We start from the raw sequence: 23,876 nt of genomic DNA on the forward strand, positions 1-23,876 counted from the left end.
CCGACATGAATCCCTCCGCACCTTCCCCGAAGCGACGCTGGCGTCGCACCGCGATCGCCTTGCTCGGTCTCGCACTGCTCGGCGCAGGCGGCTATTTCGCGTGGTCGAAATATCTCGCGAAACCCGACGAAGCGTCCGGCTACCAGTTCGCGACCGTGACGCGCGGCGACATCGAGGACGTCGTCACCGCGACCGGCATGCTGCAGCCGCGCGACTATGTCGATGTCGGTGCGCAGGTGTCCGGGCAGTTGAAGAAAATTCACGTCGAAGTCGGTTCGGAAGTGAAAGCCGGCGAGCTGCTCGCCGAGATCGACCCGATCGTGCTGCAGAGCCGCGTCGATGCGACGCGCGCGCAGCTGCGCAACCTGCGGGCGCAGCTGATGCAGCGCGAATCCGAGCGGCGACTCGCCGACCTGCAGTTGCGCCGCCAGCGCAACCTGATGGCCGAAGACGCGACCACTGCCGACGCGCTGCAGACGGCCGAAGCGACGCAGCTCGGCGCGCAGGCGCAGGTCGAAGCGCTCGAGGCGCAGATCGACCAGAGCGAATCGAACCTGCGGGCCGACGAGGCGAACCTCAACTACGCGCGCATTTATGCGCCGATCACCGGCACCGTCGTGTCGATCACCGCGCGCCAGGGCCAGACGCTGATCGCGAGCCAGCAGGCGCCGGTGATCCTGCGCGTCGCCGACCTGTCGACGATGACGGTGCAGACGCAGGTCTCGGAGGCCGACGTGAGCCGTCTCACGCTCGGCATGGACGCCTACTTCACGACGCTCGGCGGCGAAGGGCGCCGCTGGCACGGGACGCTGCGCAAGATCGAGCCGACGCCGGTCGTGCAGAACAACGTCGTGCTCTACAACGCATTGTTCGACGTGTCGAATCCCGAGCAGGCGCTGATGGCGCAGATGACGGCGCAAGTGTTCTTCGTCGTCGCCGCCGCGCGCGATGCGCTGCTGGTGCCGATGTCGGCCTTCTCCGCAGCAACGCCGCGCGCGACGCGCACGGCTGCGGGCGGCGACGCCCGCCCGGCGCGCCCGCGCCCGCCGACCAGTGGCACCGCCGGACCGCGTCATCGCACCGTCCGGGTCGCGACGCCCGAGGGCACGCTGCAGGAGCGGCGCGTCGAAGTCGGCGTCAGCAATCGCGTCCAGGCCCAGGTGCTGGCGGGCCTCGACGAAGGCGACCGCGTCGTCTCCGGCGCCGCGCTGCGCCCCGACCCGCCCGCCGCTGCGCGTCGCACGCCGCGGCTATGAAAACGGAGCCGTTCATCGGCGCGCTGCGCGCTGACCGGAAAGTCGGCTCATCCACGGGCGTGCCGCTGATCGAACTGTCCGGCGTGACGAAAACGTTCCGCAACGGCGAGCTCGCCGTCGAGGTGCTGCATGGCATCGATCTGACGATCCTGCCGGGCGAATTCGTCGCCATCGTCGGCAGCTCGGGCTCGGGAAAGTCGACGCTGATGAACATCCTCGGCTGCCTCGACCGCCCGACGAGCGGCAGCTACCGCTTCATGGGCCGCGACGTCGCCGCGTTCGACCGCGACGACCTTGCGCGGCTGCGGCGCGAGACGTTCGGCTTCGTGTTCCAGAGCTACCACCTGATCGGCGGCGCGAGCGCGCGCGAAAACGTCGAAGTGCCGGCAGTCTATTCCGGCATGCCACCGGCCGAACGCCACGCGCGCGCCACCGGACTGCTCGCGTCGCTCGGCCTGGGCGAGCGCCTCGAGCACCGGCCGAACCAGCTCTCCGGCGGCCAGCAGCAGCGCGTGTCGATCGCGCGCGCGCTGATGAACGGCGGGCGCGTGATCCTCGCCGACGAGCCGACCGGCGCGCTCGACAGCAAGAGCGGCGCCGAAGTCATGCAGCTGCTCAACACGCTGTCCGCCGACGGCCACACGATCATCCTGATCACGCACGAGCGCGAAGTCGCCGAGCAGGCGCAGCGCATCATCGAGATCCGCGACGGCCACATCATCGCCGACCCCGGCCCGCGTCCGCGGCCCGGCGTCGAGCCTGACTTCGCGCCGCACGTCGACCGCAGCTCGCCGCTGTCCGACATCGTCGAAGCCGCGCGCACGGCGTTGCGGGCGCTGCGCGCGAACATTTTTCGGGCCGCGCTGACGCTGCTCGGCATCGTCATCGGCGTTGCCGCAGTCATCGCGATGCTCGCGATCGGCGACGGGGCGAAGCAGGACGTCGTCGACCGCATCAGCTCGATGGGGACGAACCTGCTGACGGTGCGCCCCGGCGCGCCGAACCAGCGCGGCCGCGACACGGCGACGCTCGTGCTCGACGACGTGCGCGCGATCGCCGCCTTGCCGAACGTCCTCGCCGCGGTGCCCGAACAAAGTTCGACGGTGACGATCCGCTCCGGCCACGCCGACCACCGCACTTCGGCGAACGCGACCGGCGCCGACTTCACGCTCGCGCGCGCGTGGCCGATCGCCCGCGGCACGTTCTTCAGCGCCGCCGACGAACGCAGCTACGCGACGGTCGCCGTGCTCGGCCAGACGGTCGCGAAGGCGCTGTTCGGCGACGCCGACCCGGTCGGCGAGTTCGTGCTCATCAACAGCATCATGTTCCAGGTGCTCGGCGTCATGGGTCCGCAAGGCGCGACGCCGTGGGGCACCGACCAGGACGACGTGATCTTCGTGCCGTACTCGACCGGCAGCCTGCGGCTGTTCGGTCAGCGCCACCTGCGCAGCGCGACGGTCGCGGTCGAGGACGTCGCCGCGATCGACGACACGCAGGCGGCCGTGCACGAGCTGCTGCAGGCGCGCCACGGCGGCATCGAGGACTTCCAGATCCGCAACATGGCGTCGGTCATCGAGAGCGTGTCCGAAACACAGAACACGCTGACGGTGCTGCTCGGCACCGTCGCCGCGATCTCGCTGCTCGTCGGCGGCATCGGCGTCATGAACATCATGCTGGTGTCGGTGACCGAGCGCACTCGCGAGATCGGCATCCGCATGGCGACCGGCGCGCGGATGAAGAACATCCTGCAGCAGTTCCTCATCGAGGCGCTCGTCGTGTCGGCGCTCGGCGGCGTCATCGGCGTCGTCGTCGGCCTCGGCGCCGCAGCGATCATCGAAGCTTTCGACACGCCGATCGTCTACTCGGCTCCGCCGGTGCTGCTCGCGTTCGGCTGCGCGTTCGCGACCGGCCTCGTCTTCGGCTACCTGCCGGCACGCAAGGCAGCCCGCCTCGATCCGGTCGTCGCGCTCGCTTCGGAATGACTTTCCCGATGTCTTCGTCCGCCTTTCCCGCGCCGCACCGCGGCTCACCCCGACCCGGCCTGCGCCGGCTGCGCACTTTGCTCCCTGCTGCCGTTGCACTGCTCGTCGCCGGCTGTGCGATCACCGAGCCGGCGACGCGGCCCGCGCTGACAATGCCGTCAGGCTGGTCCGAACCGGTGCCCGCAATCGCGCAGCAACCCGGAGCCGGCTGGTGGCGCAGTTTTTCGTCGCGCCAGCTCGAAAGCCTGATCGGCGAAGCGCTCGCCGGCAGCCCGGATTTCCGCATCGCGGCCGAACGCGTGCGCCAGGCCGAGATCCGGTTGCGCACTGCCGGCGCGTCGCTGCTGCCGTTCGCCACCGTCGGCGCCGACACCGACTGGCGGCGCACCGAGCCTGCGAGAGGACGTGCGATCGACAGCGAATCGTCGGGCGCGAGCCTCGCGGTCAGCTACGAAGTCGACCTGTGGGGCCGGCTGGCCGCAGGCGTCGCGGGCGCCGAGGCGAGCCTTGCGGCGACCCGCCACGACTTCGACGCGGTGCGGCTGACGCTCGTTGCCGGCGTCGCGAATACGTATTTCCAGCTGCTCACGACCCGCGCCCGCCTCGACATCGCCGGCGACAACCTCGCGATCGCCGAGCGCGTTTTCGACATCGTCGAGGCCCGTTATCGCAACGGCGCTGCGTCCGCGCTCGATGTCAGCCGCCAGCGCGGTACCGTGCTCGCGCAACGCGCCGCGCTGCTGCCGCTCGAAAACCAGGCGCGCCAGACGCTCACCGCGCTCGCCGTGCTGCTCGGCCGCGTCCCGCAGGACTTCGGCGTCGACGGCGAGACGCTCGTCGCACTCGCGATTCCCGAAGTCGCCCCCGGCCTGCCGGCCGACCTGCTGGTGCGCCGCCCGGACCTCGCCAGCGCCGAAGCGCAGCTCGCCGGGGCGGACGCCGACGTCGCCGCCGCGCGTGCCGCGCTGTTGCCGGCAGTGCAGCTTTCGGGCTCGGCCGGCCTCGCGAGCACCGCGCTGCTGTCGCTCGCAAATCCGTCGAACAGCGTCGCGCTCAGCGCGAGCCTCGCGCAAACGCTGTTCGACGGCGGGCGCCTGCGCGGCGACGTCGAGGCGGCGCGCTCGCGCCGCCGCGAATTCGTCGAGAATTACCGCGCCGCGATCTTCACCGCGCTCAAGGAGGTCGAAGACGCCCTCGGCAACGCCGACCGCAACCGCCGCGAGGAAGACACGCAGCAGCGGATCCGCGATGAAGCGGCGCGCGCGCTGCGGCTCGCCGAGCTGCGCTACCGCGAAGGCGCCGACGACCTCCTCGCGGTGCTCGACGCGCAGCGCACGCTGTTCCAGGCGCAGGACCGGCTCGCGCAGCTGCGCTTCGCGCGGCTCGCCGCCGCGCTCGACCTCTTCAAGGCGCTCGGCGGCGGGTGGGAGCATTGGGGCCCGGCAGCTCCCGGCGACGCCGAAAACATCCGGCAGGTATCCCGGCGCTGACGCCGGGGACTGAGCGGCTGCGCCCGCCTCTTCACCGCCAAACCCGGCGGCGCGCCTGCCCTGCCGACAATCATGGCTCGCGACGGGCCATGCCGAGCCTGACCGGTACGGCCGCGGCCGGACCCCCGCGGCGCCGTTCCTGCCGGCCGTCCTGAGTCCTGCCACCCGTCGTCCCTCGCGGACGGGATATTCATTTCGCAATAGCGCATCTCGAATTGACTATTGCGAATTCTTCTCATTCTTCTTATCATTCTCTCACGTACCGACTCACGCCTGCCATACCCGGCTCACTGCAATTTTTCAAAGGATTCCCGATGCATCGCTTCCCGCTTCGCACCCTCGCCGTCGCCGCGCTGGCGAGCCTGTCGTTCGCCGCCCACGCCCTGGAATACCCGATCGGCGCGCCGCAGCACCGCAACGGCATGGAGATCGCAGCGGTCTATCTGCAGCCGATCGAGATGGAACCGGAAGGCATGATGAAGAAGGCATCGGAGTCCGACATCCACATCGAGGCCGACATCCGCGCGCTCGGGAACAACCCGAACGGCTTCGAGGAAGGCAGCTGGATCCCGTACCTGACGGTCAAGTTCGAGATCGCGAAGATCGGCAGCGACTGGAAGCAGTCGGGCGAATTCATGCCGATGGTCGCGAGCGACGGCCCGCATTACGGCGACAACATCAAGCTCGCCGGACCGGGCAAGTACAAGGTCAAATACACGATCCTGCCCCCCGGTGCCGCCCACCACGGCAGCCACTTCGGCCGCCACACCGACCGTGCGACCGGCGTGCGCCCGTGGTTCAAGGAGTTCGAGGTCGAAAACGAGTTCACGTACGCCGGCGTCGGCAAGAAAGGCGGCTACTGACATGTCGCTGCCGCGATTCGCCCGGACCGCCGTCGCACTCGCGGCGCTCGGGACAACCGGCGCAGGCCTTGCCGCGCCGACCCAGGACAAGGTGCTGGCCGAACTCGCGCGGCTCGCCGAACGCATCGAGAAACTCGAACAGCGCAACAGCGAACTCGAAGCGCGGCTCGCGGCCGCCGCGCCCCCCGCTCCGGCACTCGCGCAACGCGTCGACGCGCTGGAGCAGGCGAACCAGGATCTCGCCACGAGCCTCGAAAGCGACCGCATCAGCGAGCGCGAACCCGAACTCGCGATCCGTCTCAAGGCGATCGAGGAGCGCACCAATGCGATGGGCGCGCCGTCGCGCCTGGCCGAAACCCTCGATGGCATCGCGGTCGAAGGCAGCGTCGCCACGGTCGCGCAGCGGATCGACGGCGATGCGCGCGAAGACGGCAAGCATGAATCGCAACTGTCATGGCGCGGCGACCTCGGCATCACGCTGCCGACCGGGAACATCGGGCGCGGCCAGGGCGAGTTCTACACGCAATTGCGAATGGGCCAGGGCGACAGCTTCACCGGGTTGAAACCGGCGTTCACCGCCGCTTTCAACAGCCTCGCGTTCCAGACCGGCGGCGGTTCGGAGGAAACCTACGCGATCGTCGCGCAGGCCTGGTACCAGCTGACCACCCCGCTCGGCGACAGCGCGAGGTCGCGACACAGCCTGCAGCTCACGGTCGGCAAAATGGACCCGTTCGTGTTCTTCGACCAGAACGCGATCGCCGACAACGAGGCCGAAAAGTTCCTCAACAACGTCTTCGTGCATAACCCGATGCTCGACTCGGGCGGGGGGATCGGCGCTGACAGCTACGGTTTCACTCCCGGCCTGCGCCTCGCGTACCGCAACGAAAGCGGCGCGCCGGACTGGTGGCAGGCGTCGATCGCCGCGTTCGGCGCCGGCGAAGGCGCGCGCTTCGGCCGCAGCTTCGACAAGCCGTTCGTCATCGGCCAGCTCGAGTACGGGCGCAAGACCCACGGTTTCGACGCCACTTACCGCCTGTATGCGTGGCGCAACGGCCAGTACGAAGGCTTCGATGCGACGACCCGCAGCACCAGCGGCTGGGGCGCGAGCGTCGACCAGCGCGTGCATGAGGACGTGACCCTGTTCGCGCGCTACGGCCAGTCGAGCAGCAGCAAGGTGGCGTTCGACCGCGCCGTGACGATCGGCACCGAGATCGCCGGCAACGCGTGGGGACGCGGCGCCGACAGCGTCGGTCTCGCATGGGGCTGGCTGCGCGCGAGCGACGAATTCCGCGACGCCGCACCGCTGCTCGACGATTTCGGCTTCGCTGCGCGCGGCGCCGAGCAGGTTGCCGAGCTGTATTACCGCTGGCACCTAAACGACCAGCTGTCGCTGACCCCGGATCTGCAATACGTGCGTCGCGCCGCCGCCGACCCCGACGCCGACGCGATCACCGTCGTGGGGCTGCGCGGGATGTATGCGTTCTAGGCCTGCGCGCCCCTCCTGCCCCGCCCGGCTGCCCGCCGCGCGGGGTTTTCGTCATTTTCAGTACAGGAATTCCCGATCGTGATTTTTCCGCGCCTGCTCGCCCGTGTACTGGGCATCGTGGCCCTGACGGCGTCGAGCGCCGTGCAGGCCGACCTGCCGACGTTCCAGGTCGTCGCCGAAAACGGCCGCTTCACCCCCGACACGATAACGGTGCCGGCCAACACCCGCTTTCGTCTGCAGCTGACGAACCGCAACGCCGGCCCCGAGGAGTTCGAGACGACGAGCCCGTTCAAGGAGCTGGTCGTCGGGCCGGGCGTGACGCGCAGCACGATTTTTCCGCCGCTGAAGCCCGGCACCTACCCGTTCTTCGGCGAGTTCCACCCCGACACGGCAAAAGGCCGGTTCGTCGCCCAGTAACCGACGCTCAGGAAACATCATGGGTAATTCACTCTTCATCGTGTGGCGCGAGAGCGTCGAAGCGATCCTGGTGATCAGCATCCTCTACACGTGGATTCGCGCCCGCGGCGACGGCCGCATCGGCGTGCATCACCTGTGGGCAGGCGTGGCCGGCGGGCTGCTGCTCGCCGGCGTGCTCGCGCTGGCGATGCTCGGGCTGCAGAGCCAGCTCGCCGGCGACGCGCTGGAGGCCTTCCAGGCCGCGATCGTCATCGTCGCCGCCGGCCTGATCACGCACATGGTGCTGTGGATGCGTGCGCACGGACGGCACATGAAGCGCGAGCTCGAAGCGGGACTGTCGAAAGCGGCCGACGCTGCGGGCGGGGTATCGGTCGCGCTGCTCGCGGCGATCGCAGTCGGCCGCGAAGGCGCCGAGACCGTGCTGTTCCTGTACGGCCTCGGCCTCGAGCAGTCCGGCGACGCGCTCAATCGCATGCTCGCCGGCGCCGCGCTCGGCTTCGTGCTGGCACTCGCAACGGCGTGGCTGATCCAGCGCGGCTCGCACTGGCTTCCAAGCAAGGTGTTTTTCGGCGCGACCGAGATCGTGCTGTGCCTGCTCGCGGCTGCGCTGCTCGTGTCGGGGGTCGAGCGGCTGATCAACCTGGAATGGTTGCCGCCGCTGCTCGAGCCGGTGTGGGACAGCTCGGCGCTGCTTGCCGACGGCAGCGCGGCCGGCGGCATCGCCGCGGCGTTCGCCGGCTACCGCGCGCAGCCGTCGCTGACGGTGCTGATCGCGTGGTTCGGCTACTGGACGCTGTTCGCGTGGCTCGGGCGCGCGCCGCGGAGAGCCCGGCGATGACGAGCTGCGGTCTGCCCGCGGTACGCCCGCCGCGGCTCGCGCGCCTCGGCGACCTGATGCGTCGTCACCGCAGCGCGATCGTCGGGACCCAATGGGCAGTGCTCGTCGCCTACGTTTTCCTCGTCGTCACACCGGCGTTCCTGCCGCTGCCCCCGTCCGGCGCCCACCTGTGGGACAACCTCACGCTGTTCGCGCAGTTCGTGTTCTGGGGCATCTGGTGGCCGTTCGTGCTGGTGTCGATGATGCTGATGGGGCGCGTGTGGTGCGGCGTGCTGTGCCCGGAAGGCTTCGTCGCCGAGCAGGTGTCGCGCGTCGGCCTCGGCCGGCCCGTGCCGCGCTGGATCAAGTGGGGCGGCTGGCCGTTCGTCGCGTTCCTCGCGACGACGGTGTATGGGCAGCTCGTCAGCGTGTATGAATACCCCAAAGCCGTGCTGCTCGTGCTCGGCGGCTCCACGGTCGCGGCAGCTGCGGTCGGCCTCGTATACGGCCGCGGCAAGCGCGTGTGGTGCCGCCACCTGTGCCCGGTCGGCGGCGTGTTCGGCCTGCTCGCGCGCCTCGCGCCGGTGCATTTCCGCACCGACCGCGAAGCGTGGCAAGCGCATCCGGAAAAGCCGGTAACTCCGGTCAATTGCGCGCCGCTGGTTGACATCCGCCGCATGGAAAGCGCGGCCGCGTGCCATATGTGCGGGCGCTGCAGCGGTCATCGCGACGCGGTGCAGCTGGTCGCCCGCGTGCCCGGCGCCGAAGTCGCGAAACTGCGCAGCGATGAAGCCGACATCTGGGAAGCACGCCTGCTGGTGTTCGGCGTCATCGGCACTGCGATCGGTGCGTTCCAGTGGTCGGCGTCGCCGTGGTTCGTGCAGGCCAAGCTCGCCGTCGCCGAATGGCTCGTCGAGCGCGACGCCTTCGCGCTGCTCGACAGCGACATTCCGTGGTGGGTGCTGACGCATTACCCCGAAGCGAACGACGTCTTCACCTGGCTCGACGGCCTGATGATTCTCGGCTATATCGGCACGACGGCGCTCGTCATCGGCGGCTGGATCACGCTGTGGCTGCGTGGCGCCGCGCGGCTCCTCGGCGAAGCGGCAGCGCACCGTCGGCTTGCGTACGCGCTGATTCCGCTCGGCGGCGTCGGCGTGTTCCTCGGCCTGTCGGCGCTGACCGTGACGCTGCTGTCGGCCGAAGGAGTCATGCTCGGGGGCCTGCCGCTCGTGCGCGCACTGCTGCTCGCCGCTGCAGCCATCGCGAGCTTCGTGCTCGGCGCGCTGCACATCGGCCGCGCGACAGCGTCCGCGGGGCGCCGAGCCGCTGCGCTGCTCGCTTTTTGTGCCGCAGCCGCAGGCGCGGTCGCGCCGTGGGTGACGATGTTCTTTGTATGGTGAAACGCGGTGCGGAGGAAGACGGCAGTCCGTCGCACCGACGCATTCAGGCGAAGGGTTCCTGAATGCCGGACGCGATCAGCGTCTGCGCCGCTGCTGCGGACCGAGAGGTCCGCGGCCTTCGATATGACGGAACGTGATGCGCCCCTTGCTCAGATCGTAGGGGGAGAGTTCGAGTGAAACCTTGTCGCCGCACAGGATGCGGATGTGGTGCTTGCGCATCTTGCCCGCGGAGTAGGCAACGAGGTTGTGGCCGTTGTCCAGGGTGACGCGGAAACGGGAGTCGGGCAGGACTTCAACTACCATCCCGCTCATTTCGATCAGTTCTTCCTTGGCGATGACGATGTCTCCAGAAGCAAAGCAGAAAGGGAAAAAGTCCGGCATGCGCCGTAATTTTTCCCTCGGGGAGGCGTTCTTGAAGGAATGCCGCAGTCCCGGCCCCGGCTGGGGCCGAAGGCATGGCGTTGCTGCCATGCCGCGTCCGGGAACGCTCAGTCAGCCGGACGGATGTTCGACGCCTGCTGGCCTTTCGGGCCGGAGGTGACGTCGAAGCTGACACGCTGGCCTTCAGCCAGGGTCTTGAAACCCTGTCCCTGGATCGCGGAGAAGTGCGCGAAAAGATCGTCGCCACCGCTTTCCGGAGTGATGAAACCGAAGCCTTTGGAGTCGTTGAACCACTTCACGGTACCTGTTGCCATGTCTTGAATATCCTGAAAAATGAAGGGACGTGCCCTAGGGTGAGGGCGAAGCTCAAGACGGCAGGGTGATGAGGGAGAGATACCGCAGAAAAGCAGATACTGAACCTGACAACAACGGTGCTACTTGAAGATCGCTGCGGTGCACTGTGGACTGGATCGCCGGGTTTTGCAAACGGAACGCACATTCTTACATCTGCGCGGCTTTGCATGAATGCCTGCAGCATCTCCGGTTCCCGCCGCTCCGGACCCGGCCGAACGGCGGCGGCGGCAAATCCGAGCGGTGCGCCACACGGCGTCGCGGACAGTTATAATCTCCGTCTGCCGAGGAGCGCTGCGAGACTTTCGTCCCAGGCTCGGCTCATTTTCCGCAACTGCGCTCACCTTAACCCGTGCCGGGCACGGGGTGACGAAGGTGAGCCCACCGCAGCACCCCTTCCCGGCCACACGTTCAAGGAATTCACATGAACTCTGTGGCTGAAAACTTCACCGATTACGTCGTCGCCGACCTCGCGCTCGCCGGCTGGGGCCGCAAGGAAATCCGCATCGCCGAGACCGAGATGCCCGGCTTGATGGCGATCCGCGAGGAGTTCGCCGCCGCGCAGCCGCTCAAGGGCGCGCGCATCACCGGCTCGCTGCACATGACGATCCAGACTGCGGTGCTGATCGAGACGCTGACCGCGCTCGGCGCCGACGTGCGCTGGGCGTCGTGCAACATCTTCTCGACGCAGGACCACGCCGCGGCCGCGATCGCGGCGTCCGGCGTGCCGGTGTTCGCGGTCAAGGGCGAGTCGCTCGCAGACTACTGGGACTACACGCACCGCATCTTCGAATGGCCGGCCGCGAACGGCGCGCCGGTCTTCAGCAACATGATCCTCGACGACGGCGGCGACGCGACGCTGCTGCTGCACCTGGGCGCGCGCGCCGAAAAGGACATCGCGGTGCTCGCGAACCCCGGCTCGGAGGAGGAGCGCGTCCTGTTCGCGGCGATCCGCGCCAAGCTCGCGCTCGATCCGACGTGGTACTCGAAGCGGCTTGCCGCGATCCGCGGCGTCACCGAGGAGACGACGACCGGCGTGCATCGCCTGTACCAGATGTTCGAGCGCGGCGAACTGAAGTTCCCGGCGATCAATGTCAACGATTCGGTGACGAAGTCGAAATTCGACAACCTGTACGGCTGCCGCGAGTCGCTCGTCGACGGCATCAAGCGCGCGACCGACGTCATGGTCGCCGGCAAGGTCGCGGTCGTGTGCGGCTACGGCGACGTCGGCAAAGGCTCGGCGCAGGCGCTGCGCGCGCTGTCCGCGCAAGTGTGGGTCACCGAGATCGACCCGATCTGCGCGCTGCAGGCGGCGATGGAAGGCTACCGCGTCGTGACGATGGACTACGCCGCCGAACATGCCGACATCTTCGTCACCTGCACCGGCAACTACCACGTGATCACGCACGATCACATGGCGAAGATGAAGGACCAGGCGATCGTCTGCAACATCGGCCACTTCGACAACGAGATCGACGTCGCGAGCATCGAAGGCTACGAGTGGGAAGAGATCAAGCCGCAGGTCGATCACGTGATCTTCCCCGCTGTGGATGGCAAACCCGGCAAACGCATCATCCTGCTCGCGAAAGGCCGCCTCGTGAATCTGGGCTGCGCGACCGGCCACCCGAGCTACGTGATGTCGTCGTCGTTCGCGAACCAGACGATCGCGCAGATCGAGCTGTTCACGCGCACTGCGGACTATCCGGTCGGCGTCTATACGCTGCCGAAGCACCTCGACGAGAAAGTCGCACGGCTGCAGCTGAAGAAGCTCAACGCGCAGCTCACCGCGCTGCGCCCGGACCAGGCGGCCTATATCGGCGTGCCGGTCGAAGGGCCGTACAAGTCGGCCCACTACCGCTACTGACCGGGGCGCATCATGCACAGACCCGAACTTTCGATCGAATTCTTCCCGCCGCAGACGCCCGAAGGGGAAGAAAAACTGCGGGCGACGCGCGCTGCGCTCGCGGCGCTGAAGCCGACGTTTTTCTCGGTGACGTACGGCGCGGGCGGCTCGACGCGCGAGCGCACGTTCTCGACCGTCAGGGAGATCGCCGCGGACGGCTTTGAAGCCGCTCCGCACCTGTCGTGCATCGGTTCGACGCGCGCCGGCATCCGCGAAATCCTCGACGACTACGCGTCGGCCGGGATCCGGCGCATCGTCGCGTTGCGCGGCGACCTGCCGTCGGGGGTCGGCGATCCGGGCGAGTTCCGCTACGCCAACGAGCTCGTCGAGTTCATCCGCGCGGAAACCGGCGATCGCTTCCGCATCGAAGTCGCCGCGTACCCGGAATGGCATCCGCAGGCGAAGAACCCGAACGACGACCTCGCGGCGTTCAGGCGCAAGGCCGAAGCCGGCGCCGATTCGGCGATCACGCAGTATTTCTACAACCTCGACGCCTACCTGCATTTCGTCGACCAGGTGCGCGCGATGGGCGTGGCGATCCCGATCGTGCCCGGCATCATGCCGATCGCGAGCTTCTCGAAGCTCGCGCGCTTCTCGGACGCGTGCGGCGCCGAGCTGCCGCGCTGGATGCGGCGCAAGTTCGAGGGGTACGGCGACGATGCCGAGTCGATCCGCGGGTTCGGCCTCGACGTCGTGACGAACCTGTGCGAGCGCCTGCTCGCCGCCGGCGCGCCCGGCCTGCATTTCTACAGCATGAACCAGGCGGGGCTGACGACGGCGATCTGCGAGCGGTTGAAGCTCGGTCCGGGGTAAGCGCGGCCGCCGCGGGGAAGATTCAGCCTGCGGCGGGCGCGCCGGTCACACGTCAGCCAATGCCGTGGCGGCGCATCCAGCGATGAAAATCCTCGCGCCCGGCCGCGCTGCGCAATCGTCCCAAGTGCAGCGCCATGTTCTCGACCATCGTGTGCGCGGCGATCGCCGCCATCACTTCGAGCCGTGCTTCGGTGCTCAGCCCGTGCTCGGCGAGCTTGCGGTCGAGCTCGCAGAAGTGGTTCGCCATCAGGCTGCGCGCTTCGTGCTCGTCCAGGGCAAGGCCGTCCAGATCCAGCCGGTCTTCAGCCTCGATCTCGGCGATCAATGATTCAACGGATTGTGGCGTCATCGCGGACCTCCAGCTGGCACTTGGTGGCGATTGGACCCGCGCCACCGTCATCAGTGCCCGCCGCGATCCGCCACCCATCTGCTGCGGGACTGGCGCGCGCGAAAAATCAGCGCTTGCGGCTGCTCCCGCCGAACAGCGAGCCGAGCACGCCGCGCACGATCTGCCGCCCAACCGAACTGCCGATCGTGCGCGCGACGGTTTTCGCCGCGATATCGACGAGCCCGTCGCGCTTGCCGCCGCGCGGGCCGGTCGAACCGAACAGGATGTCGCCCATGCCGCCCATCAACCCGCCCGAACCCGAACCGTCGGCCGCGCCGGAGCCGGACGCCTGGGCTGCCTCCGCCGCACCCGCTGCGGTCGCCGCCGCCGCCTGGGCCCGCAGCAATTCGTACGCCGACTCGCGGTCGAGCAGCTTCTCGTAGTGACCGTACAGCACCGAGCCGCGAATCGCCTGGCTGCGCTCATCAGCCGTCAGCGGACCGAGCCGCGACGCGGGCGCGATGACCGAAACGCGTTCGACGATTTCGGGACGGCCTTTTTCGTCGAGGAAGGACAGCAGCGCTTCGCCGACGCCCAGCTCGGTGATGGCCGTGGCGGCGTCGAACGCCGGGTTCGCGCGCATCGTCTCGGCCGCGGTCCGGACCGCTTTCTGGTCGCGCGGCGTGAACGCGCGCAACGCGTGCTGGACCCGGTTGCCGAGCTGACCGAGCACGGACTCGGGCACGTCGAGCGGGTTCTGGGTGACGAAATATACGCCGACGCCTTTCGAGCGGATCAGCCGCACGACCTGCTCGACCTTGTCGACGAGGGCTTTCGGCGCGTCGTCGAACAAGAGGTGCGCTTCGTCGAAGAAAAACACCAGCTTCGGCCGGTCGAGGTCGCCGACTTCGGGCAGCTGCTCGAAAAGCTCGGCGAGCATCCACAGCAGGAACGTCGAATACAGCGCGGGAGAGTGGTACAGCTTGTCGGCGGCCAACACGTTGATGACGCCGCGGCCTTCGGCATCGGTTTGCATCAGATCGGCGAGGTCGAGCATCGGCTCGCCGAAGAACCGGTCGCCGCCCTGCTCCTCGAGCGCCAGGAGGCCGCGCTGGATCGCGCCGATCGATGCCGCCGAGACGTTGCCGTACTGCGTCGTCAGCGACTTCGCGTTCTCGCCGACGTGCTGCACCATCGCGCGCAGGTCCTTCAGGTCGAGCAGCAGCAGGCCGTTGTCGTCGGCGAGGCGGAAGACGATCTGCAGCACGCCGGCCTGCGTGTCGTTGAGGTTCAAGAGGCGCGCGAGCAGCAGCGGCCCCATGTCGGAGACCGTCGCTCGCACCGGGTGGCCACTTTCACCGAACACGTCCCAGAACACGACGGTGTTCGCGCGCGGCGTGTAGTCGGTGATGCCGATCGCGGCGAGCCGCTGCAGCAGCTTGTCGCTCGCGACGCCGGGCGCGCCGATGCCCGACAGGTCGCCCTTGATGTCGGCGACGAACACCGGCACGCCGATGCTCGCGAAGGATTCCGCCATCTTCTGCAGCGTCACCGTCTTGCCGGTGCCGGTCGCGCCGGCGACCAGGCCATGCCGGTTGGCAAGACGCGGCAACAGGTTGATGTCCTTGTTGCCGGCGCGGGCGATCAAGAGCGGCTCGACCATGGCGAAATCCTCGATGGATGAATTCGCCCGAGTTTAGCAGGATGCCGGGGCGCCGGACCCCGGCACCCCGCGGCGATCACGCCGGAACGCGTTCGATGACCAGCGCGATGCCGTGGCCGACGCCGATGCACAGGCTGACGACCGCGTAACGCCCGCCGCGACGCTCGAGTTCGCGCGCCGCGGACAGCGCGATGCGCGCGCCGGACGCGCCGAGCGGATGGCCGACCGCGATCGCGCCGCCGTTCGGATTGACGCGCGGATCGTCGAACGCGACGTCGAGCAGCTTCAGGCAGCCCAACACCTGCGGCGCGAACGCTTCGTTGATCTCGATGACGTCCATGTCCTTGAGCGTCAACTCGGCGCGCGCGAGCGCCTTCGGGATCGCGTAGGCCGGCCCGACGCCCATGATGCGAGGCTCGACACCGGCGACCGCGCCACCGAGGATGCGCGCCATCGGCGCAGCGCCGGCCCGTTCGCCGGCCGCGCGGCTGCCGACGAGCAGCGCGGCCGCGCCGTCGTTGATGCCCGAAGCGTTGCCGGCAGTGACGACGCCGTCGGCGAACAGCGGCTTCAGTTTCGCGAGCGCCTCGTACGTCGATTCGGGGCGCGGATGCTCGTCCTCGGCGACGACCAGCGGCGGCGTCTTGCGCCCGGTCGGCACCGAGATCGGCAGGATCTCGCCGGCGTAGAAAGCGGCCTCTTTCGCCGCCGCGTATTTCGCCTGCGACGCAGCGGCGAAGCGATCCGCGGCGTCCCGCGTGATGCCGAACTCGGCAGCGACGTTGTCGCCGGTCTCCGGCATGCTGTCGTTGCCGTACTCTTCGACGAGGCGCGGATTCGGGAAGCGCGCGCCGATCGTCGTGTCGAACACCTTGAAATCGCGGCTGTACGCCGATTCGGCTTTCGCGACGACGAAAGGCGCGCGGCTCATGCTTTCGACGCCACCGGCGACGTAAAGCTCGCCTTCGCCGCAGCTCACCGCGCGGGCGCTGTCGAGCACGGCGGCAAGGCCGCTGCCGCACAGGCGGTTGACCGTCTGGCCGGCGACCGTTACCGGCAGGCCGGCGAGCAGCGCGGCGTGGCGCGCGACGTTGCGTGAATCCTCGCCGGCCTGGGCCGCGCAGCCGAGGATCACGTCCTCGACGTCGGCGCCCTGGAACGGCGAGCGGGCGAGCACTTCGCGGATCACGGTCGCGACGAGGTCATCCGGGCGAACCGCGGCGAGCTTGCCGGCGTGGCGGCCGATCGGGGAGCGCAGACCGGCGTAGATGTAAGCGTCGAGCATCAATAGTCCTTGTAGGGAGAGCAGGTTCAGTTTTCGGGAGTCAGCAGCGACACGCCAAGGCGCGCGCGCCGGATCAGCCACGGACTCGGGCGATAGCGCGGGTCGCGGTAGAAATCGTGGAGCCGCTCGAGGATCGTCAGCACCGTCGCGGCGCCGAGCGCATCGCCCATCGCGAGCGGGCCTTTCGGGTAGCCGAGGCCGAGCCGGACTGCGCAGTCGATGTCGTCGGGTGTGGCGACGCGCTGCTGCGCGATGTCGCAGCCGATATTGACGATCATCGCGACGACGCGCTGCGCGACGAAGCCCGGGCTGTCGTGGATCACCGAAACGACGGTGTCTTCGCCTGCGAGCGCGGCCCACGCGGCGTCACGCGCCGCGGGCGTCGTCAACGGGTTCGTCATCAGCGTCAGGTGGCCGTCGAGGAACAGCGGATCGAGCGCGAGCGTGCGCGACGGGTCGAGCCCTTCGGCGAGCGCGGTCGTCGTCGTGTCGAAGCCGACCGGCAGCACGAGGCACACCGAGCTGTCGCCCGGCCGCTCGCCGTAGTCGATCGGAATGCCCCGTCCGGCGAGCAGCGTCAGCACGCGCGCGTGCCCGACCGCGTCGCTCGGGCTGACCCAGATCGGCGTCTGCGTCAGGGCCGGGACTTCCGGCGTCGCGACCGGCTCGGCCTGGCCGTTCGTATACGTATAGAAGCCGCGCCCGCTCTTGCGCCCGAGCAACCCCGCGGCGAGGCGCGTGCGCGTCAGCGGCGACGGACGGTAACGCGGCTCCTGGTAGTACTGCGTGTAGATCGACTCCATGACCGGATGCGAGACATCGAGTCCGGTCAGGTCGAGGAGCTCGCACGGCCCCATGCGAAAGCCCGCGGCGTCGCGCAGGATCGCATCGACCGCCGGAACTTCGGCGATGCCTTCGCCGAGGACGCGCAGCGCTTCAGTCAGATAGCCGCGCCCGGCGTGATTGACAATGAACCCCGGGGTGTCCTTCGCGCGCACCGGCGTGTGCCCCATGCGCCGCGCGAGCGCCGTCAGCGCTTCGCCCGCCCACGGCGCGGTCAAGGCACCGTCGATGACTTCGACGATCTTCATCAGCGGCACCGGGCTGAAAAAATGGAAGCCGGCGACGCGTTCGGGCACGCGGCAGCCGGCGGCGATCGACGTCACCGACAGCGACGACGTGTTCGTCGCGAGCAGGCAGTCGTCGGAAACGATCGCTTCGAGGTCGCGGAACAGCTGGCGCTTGGCGTCGAGATCCTCGACGATCGCCTCGATCACGAGCTCGCAGTCGGAGAGATCCTGCAGCGTGTCGGCGATGTGCAGCCGCGCGACCGCGGCCTGCGCGTCATCGGCACTGAGCTTGCCTTTCTCGGCGAGCTTCGCGAGCATCTGCGCGACCGCGTCGCATGCTTCGGCCGCCGCGCGCGGGCGGCTGTCGAAAAGCCGCACCTGCACGCCGCCCTGCACTGCAATCTGCGCGATACCGCGGCCCATCAGGCCGGTGCCGACGACTCCGAGAGTCAGGTTCTGGCGTGTCGCATCGAGCATGATTCACCTTCCTTCAAAGTTGGCTTTCCGTTTCTCGAGGAAGGCCTGCATGCCTTCCTTCTGGTCCCGGCTCGCGAACAGCAATTGGAATGCCTTGCGCTCGAGCATCAGCGCCGTCTCGAGCGACGCGTCCTGGCCGGCGATCAGCACTTCCTTGATCTGCGCGATCGCCAGCGGCGGCAGCGCCGCGATCTGCGCAGCGAGTTCGAGCGCATGCGCCTGGACGTCGGCGTCGGCGACGACTTCGCTCGCGAGGCCCATCTCCAGCGCGTCGCGCGCGCTGACCGGCTGGCCGGTGAGGACCATCTTCATCGCCTTGAACTTGCCGACCGCGCGCGTCAGACGCTGCGTGCCGCCGGCGCCCGGCATGATGCCGACTTTCACTTCGGGCTGGCAGAACGACGCGGACTCGCCCGCGACGATGATGTCGGCGTGCATCGCGAGCTCGCAGCCGCCGCCCCACGCGTAGCCATTGACCGCGGCGATCACCGGCTTCGGGCAGCTCGCGATCGCCTGCCACAGCCGATGGGTGTGACGCAGCATCATGTCGATCGCCCCGGCATCGGCCATCGCGCGGATGTCGGCGCCGGCGGCGAAGAACTTGTCGCCGCCCGTCAACACGATGCAGCGCACGTCCGGGTCCTGCCCGAACGCGGTGAAATGCGTGGCGAGCTGCTGCCGGACTTCCTGGTTCAGGGCATTGCGAGCGTCGGGCCGGTTCAGGCGCAGCAGCACGATGCCGGGCGCCGGGCGCTCGATGAGGACTTCGTCCATGGCTTTCCCCTTTTGTTTCGCTCTGCGAACGATACGTTTGCACTACACGTTGAATGAACAATACGGTCTTTGCCGTCCGGTGTAAATACTGCGTCGCGGAGCGCCACGTCGCCTTCGCCACTGCGAGTTTCGCTGTGCGAATCACGGTGCCGCATTCGCGTTGACACGTGCGAATTCGCCATGCCACCATGCCTGCGGAAAACGAAACTCGAAACCGCCACGCGGAACCCCCGGGACTTCTTATGGATGACGACATCCAGGTATTTGCCGACGACGAAGAAAGCAAGGACCGTCAGTTCGTCAACGCGCTCGCGCGCGGCCTCGAGCTGCTGCGCTGCTTTCGCCCCGGCGACACCGAACTGAGCAACGCCGAACTCGCGCGCCGCACCGGCCTGCCGAAACCGACCATTTCGCGGCTCACCCACACCTTGACCAAGCTCGGCTATCTCGGTTTTTCCGAGACCCGCGGCACCTACCGTCTGGCCGCCGGCGTGCTCGCGCTCGGCTACGCGCTGCTGTCGAACCTCGACGTGCGCAAGGTCGCGCGGCCGTACATGGAAGAGCTGTCCGAGTACGCCCAGGTGTCGGTGTCGATCGGCGCGCGCGACCGCCTGAGCGTCGTCTATATCGAGAGCTGCCGCAGCAGCGCGAATGTCACGTTGCGCCTCGATGTCGGTTCGCGCATCCCGCTCGCGACTTCCGCGGTCGGGCGCGCGCTGCTGTGCGGCCTGCCGCAGGGCGAGCGCGACTACCTGATGGATCACATCCGCCTGCGCGACGAGGAGAACTGGCCGCGCATCAAAGCGGGCATCGAGCAGGCACTGCGCGACTACCACGAGCGCGGTTTCGTCGTGTCCGCCGGCGACTGGCAGAAGGACGTACACGCGATCGGCGTGCCGATGACCGGCGTCGACGGCGAGCGCGCGATGGCGTTCAACTGCGGCGGCCCGGCTTTCCTGCTGTCGCGCGAGCGGCTCATCGGCGAGGTCGGCCCGCGTCTCGTCGAGCTCGTGCACAAGGTCGAAGCCGATCTCGGCCGCGCCTGAAACACTTTCGGATCGAGTCGTTCCGCGCCGCGCCTCGCGGCGGAACGCGACGAAATACAGCCTGTGGAGATGGAAAAATGAGTCGTGAAGCAATGGAATTCGACGTCGTGATCGTCGGCGGCGGCCCGGCCGGGCTGTCCGCAGCGATCCGCCTGAAGCAGCTCGCCGCCGACGCCGGCAGCGAACTGTCGATGTGCGTCATCGAGAAAGGCTCGGAAGTCGGCGCGCACATCCTGTCCGGCGCGGTGATGGACCCGCGCGCGCTCGCCGAGCTTTTTCCCGACTGGCAGGCGCTCGGCGCGCCGCTGAAAGCCGCGGTCACCGAAGACCGCTTCCTGCTGCTCGGTGACACGGGCGGGCGGCAGCTGCCGAACGCGCTGCTGCCCGACTGTTTCCACAACCACGGCAATTATGTCGTCAGCCTCGGCAACGTGTGCCGCTGGCTCGCGGCCCAGGCCGAAGCGCTGGGCATCGACGTCTATGCCGGCTTCGCCGGAGCCGAAATCCTGTACGACGCCGAAGGCCGCGTGACGGGTGTGGCGACCGGCGACATGGGGCGCCTGAAGGACGGCTCGGAAGGCCCGAACTTCCAGCCCGGCATGGAACTGCAGGCGAAATACACGCTGTTCGCCGAAGGCTGCCGCGGCCACCTCGGCAAACAGCTCGAAGCGAAGTTCGACTTGCGCCGCGACTGCGATCCGCAGACTTACGGCATCGGCATCAAGGAGCTGTGGGAACTCAAGCCCGAACGCCACCGGGAGGGCCTCGTGATCCACACCGGCGGCTGGCCGCTCGACCCGGACACCTACGGCGGCGGCTTCCTGTACCACATGGAAGACAACCTCGTGTCGGTCGGGTTCGTCGTCGGCCTCGGCTACCGCAACCCGCACCTGTCGCCTTTCGACGAGATGCAGCGGCTCAAGACGCACCCGCTGCTGAAGGATTTCTTCGCCGGCGCGCGGCGCGTCGCGTACGGTGCGCGCGCGATCGCGGCAGGCGGCCTGCAGTCGATGCCGAAGCTGGTGTTCCCGGGCGGCGCGCTGATCGGCGACGACGCGGGCTTCCTCAACGCGAGCCGCATCAAGGGTTCGCACTGCGCGATCAAGTCCGGTTCGCTCGCTGCGGAAGCCTGTTTCGCCGCGCTCGCCGCAGGCCGCAACCACGACGAGCTCGCCGCCTACCCCGAAGCGTTCCGCGCCAGCTGGCTGTACGAAGAACTGCACAAGGCGCGCAACTTCAAGCCATGGATGAGCAAGGGCCTGAAGACCGGCTCGCTGATGTTCGGCATCGACCAGATCGTGCTGCGCGGGCGCGCGCCATGGACGCTGAAGAACAGCGCCGACCACGGCAAGCTGCAGCCCGCGGCCGACAGTGTGCCGATCGTCTATCCGAAGCCCGACGGCGTGCTGACGTTCGACCGCCTGTCGTCGGTGTTCATCTCGAACACGAACCACGAAGAAGACCAGCCCTGCCACCTGACGCTCGGCGACGCCGCGGTGCCGATCGACGTGAACCTCGCGCAGTTCGACGCGCCGGAGCAACGCTACTGCCCGGCGGGCGTCTACGAGATCGTGCGCGACGAAGCCGCGTCATCTGCCGACAGCGCGCGGCTGCAGATCAATGCGCAGAACTGCCTGCACTGCAAGACCTGCGACATCAAGGACCCGACGCAGAACATCACGTGGGTCGTGCCGCAGGGCGGCGAAGGGCCGAACTACCCGAACATGTAGCGCCACCGGCGGCCACCGCTTTCGCGAACCGGCGCGGCGCGTGGCGTCATGCCGCCGCACCCCCGAGCCTGCGTCACCCCGACCCCGCATCACCCCGACCCCGCATCACCCCGACCCATTTCGCCCGCGCGAGCGCGGGCAGCAAGGAGACCTCATGAAACCGCCCCGCGTCTATGCCATCGACGGCGTCGTCCCGGTCATCGACCCGAGCGCCTACGTACACCCCTCGGCGGTGCTGATCGGCGACGTCATCGTCGGTCCCGGCTGCTACGTCGGCCCGTGCGCGAGCCTGCGCGGCGACTTCGGCCGGCTGATCCTGATGGCCGGCGTCAACGTCCAGGACACCTGCGTCATCCACAGCTTTCCGGACCACGACACGGTGGTCAACGAGAACGGCCACATCGGCCACGGCGCCGTGCTGCACTGCTGCACGATCGGGCGCAACGCGCTCGTCGGCATGAACGCTGTCGTCATGGACAACGCGGTCGTCGGCGAGAACGCGTTCATCGCCGCGTGCAGCTTCGTCAAGGCCGGCATGCAGGTGCCGCCGGCCACGCTCCTTGCCGGCACGCCGGCGAAAGTCGTCCGCCCGCTGACCGAGCAGGAGATGGCGTGGAAAGTCCAGGGCACGGGCATCTACCAGAACCTCACCCGCCGCTGCCTCGCGACGATGGTCGAGACCGATGCGCTCGCCGCGGTCGAGGCCGACCGCAAGCGCATCGTGATGCCGGAAATCGTGCCGCTGAGCGAGCAAAAACAGCGCAGCTAAAAAAACCGGCCCGACGCGGTTGCGTCGGGCCGGTGAAAACTCCGGCGAATCAGGAAGGAGGAGAGGGAGAAACTTTCGCCGGAGGCAAGACCGGGTTCAGGCGCGGTCTCAGCGCCAAAGCTCAGAGCAAGCGTCGTTCCCTGCGGGGCGGCCCGCGAACGGGCGAAAGCTCGGCGCCGCAAAAAGTCCGGGCAGCCCCCCGGGGGCGGCGTCGAAAGGCCGGAACGGCGGGTGCGGTGCGAACAGCGCCGGCGACACCGCGGACGCCTGGTCGGCAGCCGCGCCGTCCGTAGGAGTGTCGTCAGCGCGCATGCTCGCGGATCAGGTTGCGGGCGATGACGAGCTGCTGGATCTGCGTCGTGCCTTCGAAGATGCGGAACAGGCGCACGTCGCGGTAGAAGCGCTCGATGCCGTATTCGGCCAGATACCCGGCGCCGCCGAAGATCTGCACTGCGCGATCGGCGACGCGGCCGCACATCTCCGACGCGAAGAGCTTCGCACACGCGGCTTCGGTGCCGACGTCGAGCCCTTCGTCACGGCGCCGCGCGGCGTCGATCACCATGCTGCGCGCGGCATAGATCTCGGCTTTGCTGTCGGCGAGCATCGCCTGGATCAGCTGGAACTCGGCGATCGGCTTGCCGAACTGCTTGCGCTCCATCGCGTAGCGCAGCGCGTCGTCGAGCATGCGTTCGGCGACGCCGACGCATACTGCAGCGATGTTGATGCGGCCCTTGTCGAGCACTTTCATCGCAGTCTTGAAGCCGACTTCCTCGCGCCCGCCGATCAGGTTCACGGCCGGCACGCGGCAGTCGTCGAAAATCACGTCGCAGATGTGCGCGCCCTTCTGGCCCATCTTCTTGTCGATCGGGCCGAGCGACAGGCCCGGCGTGCCCTGTTCGACGACGAACGCCGAGATGCCGTGCGGCCCTTTCGCGTCGGGGTTCGTGCGGGCCATCACCGTGAAGATGCCGGCTTCCGGTGCATTCGTGATGTAGCGCTTCGTGCCGTTGAGCACGTAGCAGTCGCCGTCGCGGCGCGCGCTGGTGCGCAGGCTGGCGGCGTCCGAGCCGCTGTCCGGTTCGGTCAGCGCGAACGAGCCGATGATCTCGCCGGACGCGAGCTTCGGCAGGTAATGGCGCTTCTGCTCCTCGGTGCCGTCGATGACGATGCCCTGGGCGCCAATGCCGTTGTTGGTCGCGAACAGCGAGCGGAAGCACGGCGAAGTCTTGCCGATCTCGAAGGTCGCGAGGACTTCTTCTTCCATCGTCAGCCCCATCCCGCCGTATTCCTCGGGAATCGACAGGCCGAACAGGCCGAGTTCCTTCATCTCGTCGACGAGCTCCTGCGGGATCTGGTCGGTTTCGGCGACGTGTGCTTCCTGCGGCACGAGGCGTTCGCGCACGAAGCGCGAGATCGTGTCGAGAAGAATGTTCAGAGTCTCCTGATCGCGGATCATGTCCTTTTCCCTCTCCGGTGCTGTGTTGTGTTTGTCTGGGTCATGCGGTGTGCGCGCTCCGACCGCTTTCTGCCGTAACCGAATACCTCCGTTCGCCCTGAGCCTGTCGAAGGGCA

At 68.2% G+C, this 23,876-nt stretch carries 21 protein-coding genes and 1 riboswitch; of the genes, 13 read left to right on the top strand and 8 right to left on the bottom strand.

The genetic code is table 11. The features are described 5' to 3' along the window. Positions 1-5 precede the first annotated feature (5 nt). From PA01_05880 to PA01_05915, 8 genes are all read left to right on the top strand, one after another. Positions 6-1,256, top strand: a complete 1,251-nt coding sequence (locus PA01_05880) for an efflux RND transporter periplasmic adaptor subunit (GenBank protein ID KON81199.1) — start codon at positions 6-8, stop codon at positions 1,254-1,256. Beyond that, a complete protein-coding gene (locus PA01_05885) occupies positions 1,253-3,238 on the top strand; it encodes a MacB family efflux pump subunit (protein KON81200.1) in 1,986 nt (661 codons plus the stop codon). Before PA01_05880 ends, PA01_05885 begins: the two co-directional genes overlap by 4 nt. A gap of 8 nt (positions 3,239-3,246) precedes the next feature. Then, positions 3,247-4,728, top strand: coding sequence for an efflux transporter outer membrane subunit (locus tag PA01_05890; protein KON82339.2), 1,482 nt, complete (start codon positions 3,247-3,249; stop codon positions 4,726-4,728). Between the two features lie 314 nt (positions 4,729-5,042). Next, entirely contained in the window at positions 5,043-5,591 is a 549-nt protein-coding gene (locus tag PA01_05895; protein KON81201.1) for an iron transporter, read from the top strand. Position 5,592: 1 nt separating this feature from the next. Further along, on the top strand, positions 5,593-7,077 hold the full coding sequence (locus tag PA01_05900; protein ID KON81202.1) for a carbohydrate porin: 1,485 nt from the start codon (positions 5,593-5,595) through the stop codon (positions 7,075-7,077). Positions 7,078-7,155: 78 nt separating this feature from the next. Then, positions 7,156-7,494 (top strand): cupredoxin domain-containing protein, encoded by a 339-nt coding sequence (locus PA01_05905; protein ID KON82340.2) that lies wholly within the window; start codon positions 7,156-7,158, stop codon positions 7,492-7,494. A 19-nt stretch (positions 7,495-7,513) separates the two neighbouring features. Next, positions 7,514-8,332, top strand: a complete 819-nt coding sequence (locus PA01_05910; GenBank protein KON81203.1) for an FTR1 family protein — start codon at positions 7,514-7,516, stop codon at positions 8,330-8,332. Then, the gene (locus PA01_05915; GenBank protein ID KON81204.1) at positions 8,329-9,714 is read left to right on the top strand and encodes a 4Fe-4S binding protein; all 1,386 of its coding nucleotides are present in this window, start codon (positions 8,329-8,331) and stop codon (positions 9,712-9,714) included. The genes PA01_05910 and PA01_05915 overlap by 4 nt, the downstream gene beginning before the upstream one ends. Before the next feature lie 75 nt (positions 9,715-9,789). On the opposite strand, the gene infA is transcribed toward PA01_05915, so the two are convergent. Beyond that, positions 9,790-10,050, bottom strand: a complete 261-nt coding sequence (infA, locus tag PA01_05920; GenBank protein ID KON82341.1) for a translation initiation factor IF-1 — start codon at positions 10,048-10,050, stop codon at positions 9,790-9,792. A gap of 152 nt (positions 10,051-10,202) precedes the next feature. Continuing rightward, positions 10,203-10,409 carry a cold-shock protein gene (locus tag PA01_05925; GenBank protein ID KON81205.1) on the bottom strand — a complete coding sequence of 69 codons (207 nt, stop codon included), beginning with the start codon at positions 10,407-10,409 and terminating at the stop codon, positions 10,203-10,205. A gap of 317 nt (positions 10,410-10,726) precedes the next feature. Continuing rightward, positions 10,727-10,795, top strand: a riboswitch (S-adenosyl-L-homocysteine riboswitch). Between the two features lie 75 nt (positions 10,796-10,870). On the opposite strand from PA01_05925, the gene ahcY reads away from it, so the two are divergent. After that, positions 10,871-12,310 (top strand): adenosylhomocysteinase, encoded by a 1,440-nt coding sequence (gene ahcY, locus PA01_05930; GenBank protein ID KON81206.1) that lies wholly within the window; start codon positions 10,871-10,873, stop codon positions 12,308-12,310. Between the two features lie 12 nt (positions 12,311-12,322). Further along, positions 12,323-13,162 carry a methylenetetrahydrofolate reductase [NAD(P)H] gene (metF, locus tag PA01_05935; GenBank protein KON81207.1) on the top strand — a complete coding sequence of 280 codons (840 nt, stop codon included), beginning with the start codon at positions 12,323-12,325 and terminating at the stop codon, positions 13,160-13,162. A 52-nt stretch (positions 13,163-13,214) separates the two neighbouring features. Here the strand turns inward: metF and PA01_05940 are convergent, their stop codons facing one another. The 5 genes from PA01_05940 to PA01_05960 all read right to left on the bottom strand — a co-directional run bounded on the left by PA01_05940 (position 13,215) and on the right by PA01_05960 (position 18,759). Continuing rightward, complete coding sequence (locus tag PA01_05940; GenBank protein ID KON81208.1) at positions 13,215-13,511, bottom strand: hypothetical protein; 297 nt, start codon at positions 13,509-13,511, stop codon at positions 13,215-13,217. A 106-nt stretch (positions 13,512-13,617) separates the two neighbouring features. After that, the gene (locus tag PA01_05945) at positions 13,618-15,153 is read right to left on the bottom strand and encodes a DUF853 domain-containing protein (protein ID KON81209.1); all 1,536 of its coding nucleotides are present in this window, start codon (positions 15,151-15,153) and stop codon (positions 13,618-13,620) included. Positions 15,154-15,229: 76 nt separating this feature from the next. Then, on the bottom strand, positions 15,230-16,438 hold the full coding sequence (locus PA01_05950; protein KON81210.1) for a 3-oxoadipyl-CoA thiolase: 1,209 nt from the start codon (positions 16,436-16,438) through the stop codon (positions 15,230-15,232). Between the two features lie 26 nt (positions 16,439-16,464). Continuing rightward, on the bottom strand, positions 16,465-17,985 hold the full coding sequence (locus PA01_05955; protein ID KON81211.1) for a 3-hydroxyacyl-CoA dehydrogenase: 1,521 nt from the start codon (positions 17,983-17,985) through the stop codon (positions 16,465-16,467). A gap of 3 nt (positions 17,986-17,988) precedes the next feature. Then, positions 17,989-18,759: an enoyl-CoA hydratase gene (locus tag PA01_05960; GenBank protein KON81212.1), complete on the bottom strand. Its 771-nt coding sequence runs from the start codon at positions 18,757-18,759 to the stop codon at positions 17,989-17,991. Positions 18,760-19,001: 242 nt separating this feature from the next. On the opposite strand from PA01_05960, the gene PA01_05965 reads away from it, so the two are divergent. The 3 genes from PA01_05965 (at position 19,002) to PA01_05975 (ending at position 22,304) form a co-directional block, all read left to right on the top strand. Then, the gene (locus tag PA01_05965) at positions 19,002-19,805 is read left to right on the top strand and encodes an IclR family transcriptional regulator (GenBank protein ID KON81213.1); all 804 of its coding nucleotides are present in this window, start codon (positions 19,002-19,004) and stop codon (positions 19,803-19,805) included. A 77-nt stretch (positions 19,806-19,882) separates the two neighbouring features. Beyond that, a complete protein-coding gene (locus PA01_05970; protein KON81214.1) occupies positions 19,883-21,535 on the top strand; it encodes an electron transfer flavoprotein-ubiquinone oxidoreductase in 1,653 nt (550 codons plus the stop codon). 154 nt (positions 21,536-21,689) lie between these two features. Next, on the top strand, positions 21,690-22,304 hold the full coding sequence (locus PA01_05975) for a transferase hexapeptide repeat family protein (GenBank protein KON81215.1): 615 nt from the start codon (positions 21,690-21,692) through the stop codon (positions 22,302-22,304). 301 nt (positions 22,305-22,605) lie between these two features. On the opposite strand, the gene PA01_05980 is transcribed toward PA01_05975, so the two are convergent. Further along, positions 22,606-23,760 carry an acyl-CoA dehydrogenase family protein gene (locus PA01_05980; GenBank protein KON81216.1) on the bottom strand — a complete coding sequence of 385 codons (1,155 nt, stop codon included), beginning with the start codon at positions 23,758-23,760 and terminating at the stop codon, positions 22,606-22,608. Between the last annotated feature and the right edge of the window lie 116 nt (positions 23,761-23,876).

The sequence above is a fragment of the Azoarcus sp. PA01 genome (genome assembly GCA_001274695.2).
In the GTDB taxonomy this organism is placed as follows: Bacteria; Pseudomonadota; Gammaproteobacteria; order Burkholderiales; family Rhodocyclaceae; genus Aromatoleum.